This is a genomic window from Methylophaga sp. UBA678 (assembly GCF_002299105.1).
GTDB classification, from domain to species: domain Bacteria; phylum Pseudomonadota; class Gammaproteobacteria; order Nitrosococcales; family Methylophagaceae; genus Methylophaga; species Methylophaga marina.
Genome location: NZ_DBNG01000013.1, coordinates 1 through 11,394 on the forward strand (window position 1 = coordinate 1; position 11,394 = coordinate 11,394).

The window sequence follows — 11,394 nt, forward strand, 5'->3', positions numbered from 1 at the left end:
ACGACATGCTTGCCGTTTTCGATGGCTTTTATTACCAACTCTTTCGCCACACCGGTACCGCCAATCAATTCAACCACAATCTGAATGTCAGGATCGTTGATGATGTCAAAAGCATCATCCGTTAAATTGATAGCAGAAGTGTCACAGCCTTTAGGTTTATCAAGGTCACGATCAGCAGCGCGATATATTTCAATATCACGACCTGCACGACGACTGATTTCTCTCGAGTTCCGGGTTAATACGTTGACAGTACCACTACCAACCGTCCCTAAGCCCAGAATTCCGATTTTTACTGATTGCACTCTGCCCCCTACGGTTTTCTCATCATGTCACGGATCCCACGGATCGCCTGACGTGTACGATGTTCGTTTTCGATCAATCCAAAGCGAACGTAATCATCACCATACTCACCAAAACCAATACCAGGTGAGACAGCCACTTTCGCTTCTTTCAATAATTTTTTACTAAATTCTAATGAGCCAAGCTCACGATATTTCTCTGGAATTTTTGCCCATACAAACATGGTCGCTTTCGGTTTTTCAACCTGCCAGCCAATCGCATTTAAACCATCACACAAGACATCACGACGACTTCTGTATGTTTCAACAATCTCATCAACACAATCCTGTGGTCCTTCCAAGGCGGTGATGGCTGCTACCTGAATCGGTGTAAACATACCGTAATCCAAGTAGGACTTCATCCGCGCCAGAGCAGCAATTAATGTTGGGTTACCAGACATAAAGCCAACACGCCAACCAGGCATATTGTATGTTTTTGACAGTGTGTAAAACTCCACAGCCACTTCTTTCGCGCCTGGTATTTGTAAGATGGAAGGTGCTTTATAACCATCGAACACGATTTCACCATACGCTAAATCATGCACCACCCAGATTTTATGCTCGCGAGCAAAATCCACAACCTTCTGGAAAAAGTCCAAATCCACGCATTGAGTAGTGGGATTACCGGGAAAGTTAAGCACCAGCATTTTAGGTTTAGGCCATGAATCTTTGACCGACTTTTCTAACTCCGCAAAAAAGTCTACATCCGGGGTAAGCGGCACATGGCGAATATCTGCACCAGCGATAACAAAACCATAAGGATGAATCGGATAAGCCGGATTAGGTACTAACACCGCATCACCTGGGCCTACTGTCGCTAATGCTAAGTGCGCTAGCCCTTCTTTAGAACCGATGGTAACAATACATTCTGTTTCGGGATCAAGATCAACATCAAACTTGCGTTTGTACCAGCCAGTGCAGGCTTTACGCAGCCTTGGAATACCGCGTGATACTGAGTAACGGTGAGTATCTGGCCGCTGCGCCGCTTCGACCAGTTTTTCTACAATATGCGCGGGTGCCGGGCGATCGGGGTTACCCATACCAAAATCAATGATATCCTCACCACGCGCACGTGCTTTTGCTTTCAAATCATTTACAATGTTGAAAACGTAAGGCGGAAGGCGTTTAATTCTTGGAAATTCGTCGTTCAACTGAATACCTGCGATAAGCTAAAACTGTCGGCAAACTAAGCAAAATAACTGAAATTAATAAACACTTCAAATTCATTTATCAGAAGCGATTACTATGAGCCAGCAAGACCTATTTTATAACAAAATCCTGAAAGATCTTGAGGACGGTAAACTTCTTTTACCCACATTGCCAGAAGTGGCACTCAAGGTGAGAGAAGTTGTTGATGACCCAGATGCCACTGCAGTGCAATTGGCAGACATTATTGTAACCGATCCCGCCCTGTCGGCGCGCTTATTAAAAGTAGCGAACAGTCCTTTATATCGTGGTCGTGTTCCGATTGAGAGTATCCACATGGCGGTGCCAAGATTAGGCCTGACCATGGTGCGTAATATCGTCACCAGCCTGATGATGGAACAAATGTTCAATGCCTCCAATAAACGATTGGAGAAGCGTCTTAAAGCGCTTTGGGAACATAGCACCAAGGTTTCTGCGCAAAGTCAGGTGCTCGCCAGCAAAATTCCAAAAATGAATACGGATGAAGCGATGTTGGCTGGTTTAATCCATTCGATTGGTACTTTACCTATTCTGATGCAGGCAGAAGAGGAAGCAGGTTTATTAGACAATCCAAAACGCTTGGATCAGATTATCGACAACCTCTACCCACGCGTTGGCGCTGCTATTCTTCGCAAATGGGAATTTCCGCAAAGCTTAATTGATGTCGCTGCTGAGCATAAAAATCTAAATCGCAACAGTGGTCCAGCGGGTCCTGATTTGGTAGATGTGGTTCAAGTAGCCTATCTGCAAAGCTTATTTGATACGGAAAAAGCCCTGGATCCCCTCACATTAAACAAAGTGATTTCTTTTGAGAAAGTAGGCGCTGATACAGGCCTCACAGTCTATGAAATCGATGAGAATAGTGAAGAATATCTGGAAGCGTTGGCTTTATTCAATATACAACCATAGCGTTGATATGCTGATTATTAAAGGGCAGATCTTCTGCCCTTTTTTGTTTATGTCATTGAGATTGTTCAGGAGCAAAAAGCCGAAATCAGGTAGAGTAACTTTGTCACAGAAAAAATACACGGTTACACATGAACTCTGAGTTTGACACTTTGTTTAATCGATTCAAACGTTACTCGCAGCGGCTTTTATTATTATCTTTAATGTCTCTGATGGCCGCCTGTCAGACAAGTCCCCCCGTATACACTCCACCACAACCTATTGGCACTATTGATCAGCAACACACTCTCAGCCAGCTATATCGTCAGTATCAGCAATGGAATGGCACCCCCTATCGTTTAGGTGGCAATAACCGATCGGGTATCGATTGTTCAGCCTTTGTCCAGCAGACGTATCAACACTTGTTTGGTATCACTATGCCACGCACAACCTCCCAACAAATCCTGCAGGGAAAACACATCAAACGCACTGAGCTTAAATCCGGGGACTTAGTTTTTTTCCGCAAAGGCAGTCATGTAGGTATTTACCTGGAAGAGGACAAATTTCTTCACGTCTCGACGAAAATAGGTGTCACTATCTCGAGTATGCATAATAGTTACTGGGCGCGTTATTTCTGGCAAGCAGTGAGAGTGAAACCGGTAAGCAGCATTTCACCTTAGGCACATTGCTATATCGTCAGACTCACGGCAATATGTGCCAGATTGATTATTCAATCATCAGTACATTTTTAGGAGAACGCATCATGTTCCAACGCGCTTGCTTAATGCTGTCATGCTTCAGTCTTATGGCTGTTTGTTTACCAGCCTACGCTGACAAACCAAATTTAACACCAGGAATGTGGGCTCATACGACCACGACAACGATTCAAGGGCCGATGTCTCTCGAGCCACAAACATCAAGTAATCAGGAATGCCTTACTCAAGCACAAATTGATAAAGGTGTGGATATGTTGGAGATTCCTAAGCAGTGCCTGGTTCAAAAAGTCAACGTATTACGTGACACCGCTGACTTTGCTGTGGATTGTGATATACAGGGGATAAAAAATCACTTTATCGGCCACACTAATTTCCGAGGCGACCATATGGATGGTCAAATGAGCAGTGAGATGAATAGCCCGATGGGCACCATGGTGATGACGATGAACTTTTCTGCAAAGCGTATTGGTGCATGTCCAGCGGCTAAATAAAGGCTGTTAAGTTTGCATCAGATCAAAGCTGGCCTTGTTAACAATATAGTGCTAGCGATGATACTCACACCAGAAACAAAAAAGGCGAGAAACTTCTCGCCTTTTTTGATCAAACCATGACGGCTATTCCGGACGCATATGTGGGAATAACAATACGTCACGGATGGAGGGTGAGTCAGTCAGTAACATGACCAGTCGATCAATACCGATACCTTCTCCCGCTGTAGGAGGCATACCGTACTCAAGTGCACGGATATAATCGGCATCGTAGTGCATCGCCTCATCGTCACCGGCATCTTTTTCTTCTACCTGCGCTTTGAAACGTTCAGCCTGATCTTCTGCATCATTCAACTCTGAGAAGCCATTGGCAATTTCACGACCACCCACAAAGAATTCAAATCGATCAGTGACGAACGGGTCATCATCATTACGGCGAGCCAGTGGAGAGACCTCTGTTGGATAGGCGGTGATAAATGTCGGATCCATCAAACGGTGCTCAACGGTTTTTTCAAAGATCTCGATTTGGACTTTACCCAGTCCATATGATTCTTTTAGTGGGATATCTAACGATTTAGCAATCGCACGCGCCGACTCAATATCATCCAACTGTTCCGCTGTTAGATCTGGATTAAAGTGCAGAATCGACTCTTTTACCGTCATACGAGTAAACGGTTTGGCAAAATCAATATCCAGACCTTGATAGTGAACTTGCGTTGAGCCTAAAACATCTTGAGTGACCGTACGTAACATGTCCTCTGTCAGATCCATTAATTCATGGTAATCAGCATAGGCCTGATAAAACTCCACCATGGTGAACTCTGGATTATGACGCGTAGATAAACCTTCATTACGGAAATTGCGATTGATTTCAAACACACGCTCAAAACCACCCACGACCAAACGTTTTAAATACAGCTCAGGGGCTATGCGAAGATATAAGCCCATGTCTAATGCATTATGATGTGTGGTGAATGGACGAGCGGTTGCCCCACCAGGAATGGCTTGCATCATGGGTGTTTCCACTTCAAGATAATCTTTCGCCATCAAATAACGACGAACTCCATCAACGATTTTAGTCCGCACACGGAATACGTCACGACTGGCTTCGTTCATGATTAAATCAACATAACGTTGGCGGTAACGTGTTTCCTGATCAGATAATCCGTGGAATTTCTCAGGCAGTGGTCTGAGTGATTTGGTTAATAACTGAATGCTATCAACATGCACTGACAACTCACCTTTTTGAGTGCGAAATAATGTGCCTTCTGCACCGATGATATCGCCCAAGTCCCAGCTTTTAAATTGAGGATAAACGCCTTCAGGTAATTCATCACGAGCCACATACAATTGAATATTACCTGACATGTCGCGTACCGTCGCAAAGCTGGCTTTACCCATGACACGTTTGGTCATCATGCGGCCAGCAATCTTCACACGCAATGGGTTCGCTTTTAATTTTTCAGCATCCCACTCGGCATACTCTGCCTGCAGTTCAGCATTCATGACATTACGACGAAAGTCGTTTGGAAAGGCATTGCCTTGTTCTCTCAACTCTGCCAGTTTTTCACGTCTCTGAGCAATTAAACGGTTTTCATCCAGTTCTGTTTCATTTGTCATTCGGGTTTCCAGCTTATAATCCTGATTTGAGTGAGGCTTCGATAAATGGGTCTAAGTCACCATCCAACACCGCTTGTGTATTACCGGTTTCAACACCGGTACGCAGGTCTTTGATGCGAGATTGATCGAGCACATAAGAACGTATCTGACTGCCCCAGCCGATGTCTGACTTCGACTCTTCAGCAGCCTGTTTCACTTCATTTTGTTTCATTAACTCCAGTTCGTACAGCTTGGCACGTAACTGGTTCATTGCGCGATCTCTGTTCTGATGCTGTGAGCGTTCTGTCTGACATTGCACTACGGTATTAGTCGGTACGTGAGTAATACGGACAGCCGAGTCAGTGGTATTAACATGCTGACCACCAGCACCACTGGAACGATAAGTATCCGTTCTCAGATCAGCCGGATTGATATCAATCTCGATAGTGTCATCCACTTCTGGATAAACGAATACAGACGCAAAAGAAGTGTGACGACGAGCTCCCGAATCAAAGGGTGATTTACGGACAAGACGATGTACACCGGTTTCTGTACGCAACATACCAAAGGCATATTCACCTTCAAATCGGACAGTGGCACTTTTGATACCGGCGACCTCACCCGCTGACACTTCCATCAACTCGACTTTATAGTCTTGTGATTCGCCCCAACGCAGATACATACGCAAAATCATATTTGCCCAGTCCTGGGCTTCGGTACCACCAGAGCCAGACTGGATATCCAGATACGCATTATTTTTATCCAGCTTACCGGAAAACATGCGTTGGAATTCCAGCTTTTCCAAACCTTTTTCTAATTCATTCAGATCAGCCTGGATTGCATCAAACGTGGCCTGATCATTATCCTCAACTGCTAATTCGAGTAGTTCTTTTGCATCATCCAGCATTTCACGATGGCCAGATAAAGTCGTGACAATTTTTTCTAAACTGGCACGTTCCTGCCCTAATTTCTGAGCCATGTCTGGATTTTCCCAAACACTGGGAGATTCCAGCTCGCGCGTGACTTCAATTAATCTTTCAGCTTTCTCATCATAGTCAAAGATACCCCCTAAGATCGTCACTACGATCTCGTAGGTCTTTGATTCGCTGCATCGTTGCGCCTAGTTCCAAAGGTAACCTCTAGTAAATTTGATTGAACACCGGCGAATCCGGCAAGCCCCATATTGTAGCTGATTTGTCATAAAAATGGCGTACCCCACTTTTATCGTTTAGGTAAGAAGCGTTGTGGGTCGACAGGTTTGCCATTTCGACGTATTTCAAAATGTAATTGATATCGCTGAGTACCGGTGCGCCCCAACGTGGCTATCTTTTGACCGGACTTGACTATTTGGCCTTCTTTGACCAGCAAACTTTCATTATGAGCATAGGCGCTCAGGTAAACATCATTATGCTTTATAATCAGTAAGTTGCCATATCTTGGAAGTCCATTCCCACTGTATACAACTTTGCCTGAAGCAGCCGCGATAACAGGCTGTCCGGCTTTACCTGAGATATCGATACCCTTGCCTCCAGAGCTGCTATTGGAATAGGAACCAATCACTACACCATCTGTTGGCCAACGCCATTGTAAATTCTGATTACCGCTATAGCTGGACGTCGTCGTTGAAGATTTGGCCGGTTTAGTGGATGTGGTGGGTTTTGTCACTTTGGGTTTTGATGACGTAGAACTCGGTTTTGTGACCGCTTTTCCTTTATTGGAGGTCGAGCTGGATGCTGTCCTTGTGCTGGTAGTGGATCGTTTGAATTTAAGCTTTTGCCCAACGTAGATGGTGTAAGGCGAACGAATACCATTAATTCGCGCCAGCTCCTTATAATCCATGCCATATCGCCAGCTAATGGAATACAGTGTGTCGCCTTTTTTTACGGTATATGAAGAAGGAGGTGAGGTTATTTTCCGTTGACTGCTATCGTAACCATAAGAGCCAACAGGGGCTAATGCTCTACTGCCCCCACCACATGAGGATAATAAAAAAATCAGCAGTAGCGGCCCGATCCATTGCATATGTCTATACGAATATAAAATAACCTATCACCAAACCCAGAACAGTGAACCAACCTAGTCGGTCTACCCATAGATGGAGTTTGGATTCCAATTCAGGCCCACCCCAGCGCATCAGACCAGCCACTAAAAAGAAACGCATTCCTCGACCAACAAACGAGCCGAGCAAGAACGGTATCAGTGCCATATTGGCGGCACCTGCTGCTATAGTGAATATTTTGAACGGTATGGGGGTAAACCCGGCCAGAAATATGGCCCAAATACCCCACTGGTCAAACCACTCTGCCGCATGAATATACGCATCCATATAGCCTAGTGATATCAAGAGTGGTTCAGCCATATTGAACGCAAATAAACCAATAAAATAACCTAACAATCCCCCCAATACCGAAGTCACGGTGGTCAGCATCGCCAAAAACCATGCTCGCTCAGGCCTTGCTAAGGTCATGGGTGCCAACATCACATCAGGTGGAACCAGAAAACACGAAGACTCAGTGAAACTGACTAACGCTAACCAATAGGTCGCATATTTATGTCGAGCCCAAATCATCACTCGTGCATACAAACCAGAAAATAATCGCATTAAATCTGACCACTCAATAATGGGACAAAACTGACAGGGTCTAATTCCGTTTCCTCATACCTGTCACCTTCACGATCTATCACACGCAATGACTGTCCTTGGCTGCTACCGACAGGAATCACCAAGCGACCTCCAGGAGCAAGTTGTTTTAATAACTCTAATGGAATGTGTTCTGGTGCACAGGTCACAATAATAGCGTCATAAGGCGCATACCATTCCCATCCCCAGTTTCCATCACTGTGTTTGAGTTTAATATTATTGAGTTTTAATTGATAAAAACGTTCGCGCGCTTGATTTTGTAACGGCGAAATACGCTCAACACTGTATACCCGTTCCACGAGTTTGGATAACACCGCGGTTTGATAACCCGAGCCAGTACCGACCTCTAGAATTTTTTGACGAGGACCGCCCTCTAATAAAATCTCGGTCATTTTTGCAACAATATACGGCTGAGAAATAGTCTGCCCATGACCAATAGGTAAGGCAGTATCTTCGTATGCCCGGCTAGCTAAGGCTTCATCCACAAATAGATGTCTCGGCATTTCACGAATGACAGACAACACATCACTATTTTTAATCCCTCGCTCCTGCAATCTGGTCACCAGCCGATCACGCGTTCGCTGAGAGGTCATGCCGATGCCTCGGTAGTCGGTTTTCATCTCAAATATCTTTCAACCAGTTGGCAACGCCATCAATAGCATCGTAGCGTGTTAAATCAATTTGTAAGGGGGTGACTGACACAGCTCCCCGGCGAATAGCGTCAAAGTCTGTACCAGGTCCTGCATCTTCCTCTTCACCTGCCGGACCAATCCAGTACATTGCACGACCACGAGGATCCGTTTCTTTGATAACAGGTTCAGCTTTATGACGATGTCCCAATCTAGTACTTTCGATACCTGTAATTTCATCTATCGGTAAATCGGGCACATTGACATTAAGAATGGTATCAGCCGGTAAAGCAGAGAGTTTTAATTGTGCAACCAACTTTTTGGCGACCCAGGCCGCTGTTTCATAATGCGTTCCATTATGTGATGTCAGTGATATCGCAATGGCTGGTAGCCCTAGGAAACGCCCTTCCATCGCCGCTGCCACAGTACCGGAGTAAAGCACATCATCACCCAGGTTAGCGCCAGAATTAATACCTGATACCACCATATCGGGTTCATCATCGAGTAATCCTGTAATGGCCAGATGCACACAATCAGTGGGCGTTCCTTCTACTCTGTATACGCCATCTTCTTGTTTCTCCAGTCTGAGTGGGTTTTCCAATGTCAGTGAGTTACTGGCACCGCTACGATTTCTGTCAGGTGCGACAACGGTTATCTCGCCTAGTTCTGCCATTGCCTTTGCCAGTGTGCGGATGCCTTTCGACATGTAGCCATCATCATTGCTTATCAGGATTTTCATTAGATTGTTTTGGTCTTTAAGCTCTTGTTATTTAGGCGCTCATATCTTAACAAGATTGAGCTGCGATCATTATACATTCAGGTAAACCAGCTATGCCGTGAGGTAATCTTACATAGCCTACCTAATCTGATGTGACGGCACTGTCATCATCATGACGTTTATTCAGCGACTTCCATCTCACTGACTTTTTGTAAACCACGAGGGAGTTTATGTCCTCTTTTGCCTCGACTGCCTTGGTAATGCTCCAGATCCGTGGCTTTCAAGGTTAAGTGGCGTCTGCCAGCGTGTAAGGTCAGGCCCTGTTCATTAGGTACAATAACGACCGCTTGCATCCATTCTTGACCCGAAGTGAATTTTGCCTGTGGAATATTAATGAGTCGGACGCCTTTGCCCTTGTTCATTTCTGGAATGTCATCTGCAGGAAAAACCAATAAACGTCCATCTCCGGAAGCCACGGCAACGCGTGTATCCTTGCTGTTTATAAATAACGGTGGCAGCAGTGAGGCGCCTTTTGGAATATTAAATATGGCCTTGCCCGCTTTATTTTTAGCGATGAGGTTATCGAGTTGAGTAATAAAACCATAACCTGCCGTATTGGTTAGCAGCACCGATTGCTCCGACTCAACCGTAAGAACAGCGACAAACCTGGCCTCAGGAGGTGATTGTAACCGCCCACTCAATGGTTCACCCTGCCCCCTCGCAGACGGTAAGGTATGAGCACCCAGTGAATAACTACGACCACTGTCATCCAGAAACACAATCTGTTGATTACTCCTGGCTTTTACTGACGCAAAATAGCGATCACCTGTACGGAAGTTTAACGAAGCCGGATCCACGTCATGACCTTTGGCTGCACGCACCCAACCACTTTCAGACAACACAATAGTTAAAGGTTCAGTGGGTAATAATTCGGTGGCATTCAGTGCTTTTGCAGCTTGTCGCTCTATAATCCGTGATCGCCGGTCGTCACCATACTTTTCAGCATCTGCCGTCAATTCTTTACGAATAAGTGTTTTCAGTCGAGTATCTGAGCCTAATAATAATTCGAGTTGTTTCCGTTCTTTACTCAACTCATCCATTTCGCCACGGATTTTCATCTCTTCCAGCTTGGCTAAATGGCGTAAACGTAGTTCTAATATAGCTTCAGCTTGTCTGTCCGAGATTCCGAAGCGCTCCATCATCACGGTTTTCGGCTCATCCTCTGTGCGGATAATGGCTATTACCTCATCGATATTGAGGTAGGCCACGAGTAAGCCTTCCAGCACGTGCATGCGATCCAGCACTTTATCCAGGCGATACTGTAGACGACGACGAACCGTTTCAACCCGATAACTGAGCCACTCCTGCAGCATATCCAGCAGATTTTTCACCTGAGGACGGCCATCCATGCCAATCATATTCATATTGACACGATAGCTGCGTTCTAAATCTGTAGTCGCAAACAGATGTGACATTAAACTCTCAATATCCACTCTGTTTGAGCGGGGCATAATCACCAGTCGCACGGGATTTTCATGATCTGACTCATCACGTAAATCAGCGACCATCGGTAATTTTTTGGCCTGCATCTGTGCAGCAATTTGTTCTAGTACTTTGGCGCCGGAAACCTGGTAGGGCAATTCATGAATAATGATTTCACCCTCTTCTTTTTTATAACAGGCACGCTGTTTTATTGAACCATGGCCTGTGGCATATATTTTATGAATCTCATCACGGCCGGAAACGATCTCGGCGCCTGTTGGGAAGTCCGGGCCCTGAATATCTTCTAGCAGATCGTCTAATGTGCTTTTTGGTGATTTTAATAAGCGTAAGCAGGCGTTCACCACTTCGCGAAGATTATGAGGAGGCACATCGGTCGCCATACCGACCGCTATCCCCGTCGTACCATTCAATAATAGATTCGGTAATCGAGCTGGCAATAATGCTGGCTCATCCATGGTGCCATCAAAATTAGGTATCCAGTCCGCAGTCCCCTGTCCTAATTCACTTAACAGTACCTGTGAATACGCTGCCAGACGTGCTTCTGTATAACGCATTGCAGCAAAAGACTTAGGATCATCAATTGAGCCCCAGTTACCTTGCCCATCCACTAGAGGGTAACGGTAAGAAAATGGCTGTGCCATTAATACCATGGCTTCGTAACAGGCAGAGTCACCATGAGGATGGTATTTACC

General features: G+C 45.3%; 12 protein-coding genes. 3 read left to right on the forward strand and 9 right to left on the reverse strand.

Translation table 11 applies throughout. From position 1 onward, the window contains the following. On the reverse strand, nucleotides 1–302 hold a 302-nt coding region (locus tag B3014_RS07735; RefSeq protein WP_349675872.1), incomplete at its 3' end, for a Gfo/Idh/MocA family oxidoreductase. 8 nt (nucleotides 303–310) lie between these two features. Further along, nucleotides 311–1,489 carry an alanine transaminase gene (gene alaC / locus B3014_RS07740; RefSeq protein ID WP_286303847.1) on the reverse strand — a complete coding sequence of 393 codons (1,179 nt, stop codon included), beginning with the start codon at nucleotides 1,487–1,489 and terminating at the stop codon, nucleotides 311–313. A 94-nt stretch (nucleotides 1,490–1,583) separates the two neighbouring features. On the opposite strand from alaC, the gene B3014_RS07745 reads away from it, so the two are divergent. The 3 genes from B3014_RS07745 (at nucleotide 1,584) to B3014_RS07755 (ending at nucleotide 3,615) form a co-directional block, all read left to right on the forward strand. After that, complete coding sequence (locus B3014_RS07745) at nucleotides 1,584–2,432, forward strand: HDOD domain-containing protein (protein WP_286303846.1); 849 nt, start codon at nucleotides 1,584–1,586, stop codon at nucleotides 2,430–2,432. Between the two features lie 128 nt (nucleotides 2,433–2,560). Continuing rightward, nucleotides 2,561–3,088 (forward strand): NlpC/P60 family protein, encoded by a 528-nt coding sequence (locus tag B3014_RS07750; protein WP_289243119.1) that lies wholly within the window; start codon nucleotides 2,561–2,563, stop codon nucleotides 3,086–3,088. Nucleotides 3,089–3,171: 83 nt separating this feature from the next. Further along, nucleotides 3,172–3,615: a DUF3617 domain-containing protein gene (locus B3014_RS07755; protein ID WP_289243118.1), complete on the forward strand. Its 444-nt coding sequence runs from the start codon at nucleotides 3,172–3,174 to the stop codon at nucleotides 3,613–3,615. Between the two features lie 123 nt (nucleotides 3,616–3,738). Here the strand turns inward: B3014_RS07755 and lysS are convergent, their stop codons facing one another. The 7 genes from lysS to parC form a co-directional block, all read right to left on the reverse strand. Then, nucleotides 3,739–5,232 carry a lysine--tRNA ligase gene (gene lysS / locus B3014_RS07760; RefSeq protein ID WP_289243117.1) on the reverse strand — a complete coding sequence of 498 codons (1,494 nt, stop codon included), beginning with the start codon at nucleotides 5,230–5,232 and terminating at the stop codon, nucleotides 3,739–3,741. A gap of 13 nt (nucleotides 5,233–5,245) precedes the next feature. Beyond that, nucleotides 5,246–6,323, reverse strand: a protein-coding gene (gene prfB / locus B3014_RS07765) for a peptide chain release factor 2 (RefSeq protein WP_289243116.1) whose coding sequence is annotated in 2 segments (ribosomal slippage) — nucleotides 5,246–6,268 and nucleotides 6,270–6,323 — 1,077 coding nt in all. Because the reading frame shifts where the segments join, the coding sequence is not laid out codon by codon here. A 109-nt stretch (nucleotides 6,324–6,432) separates the two neighbouring features. After that, nucleotides 6,433–7,233, reverse strand: coding sequence for a peptidoglycan DD-metalloendopeptidase family protein (locus tag B3014_RS07770; protein ID WP_286303840.1), 801 nt, complete (start codon nucleotides 7,231–7,233; stop codon nucleotides 6,433–6,435). Nucleotides 7,234–7,237: 4 nt separating this feature from the next. Then, nucleotides 7,238–7,813 (reverse strand): YqaA family protein, encoded by a 576-nt coding sequence (locus B3014_RS07775; protein WP_286303839.1) that lies wholly within the window; start codon nucleotides 7,811–7,813, stop codon nucleotides 7,238–7,240. Continuing rightward, a complete protein-coding gene (locus B3014_RS07780) occupies nucleotides 7,813–8,472 on the reverse strand; it encodes a protein-L-isoaspartate(D-aspartate) O-methyltransferase (RefSeq protein ID WP_289243115.1) in 660 nt (219 codons plus the stop codon). Before B3014_RS07780 ends, B3014_RS07775 begins: the two co-directional genes overlap by 1 nt. Before the next feature lies 1 nt (nucleotide 8,473). Beyond that, on the reverse strand, nucleotides 8,474–9,220 hold the full coding sequence (gene surE, locus B3014_RS07785) for a 5'/3'-nucleotidase SurE (protein ID WP_289243114.1): 747 nt from the start codon (nucleotides 9,218–9,220) through the stop codon (nucleotides 8,474–8,476). 158 nt (nucleotides 9,221–9,378) lie between these two features. Then, nucleotides 9,379–11,394: DNA topoisomerase IV subunit A (parC, locus tag B3014_RS07790; protein ID WP_289286937.1), on the reverse strand; the 2,016-nt coding region annotated here is incomplete at its 5' end.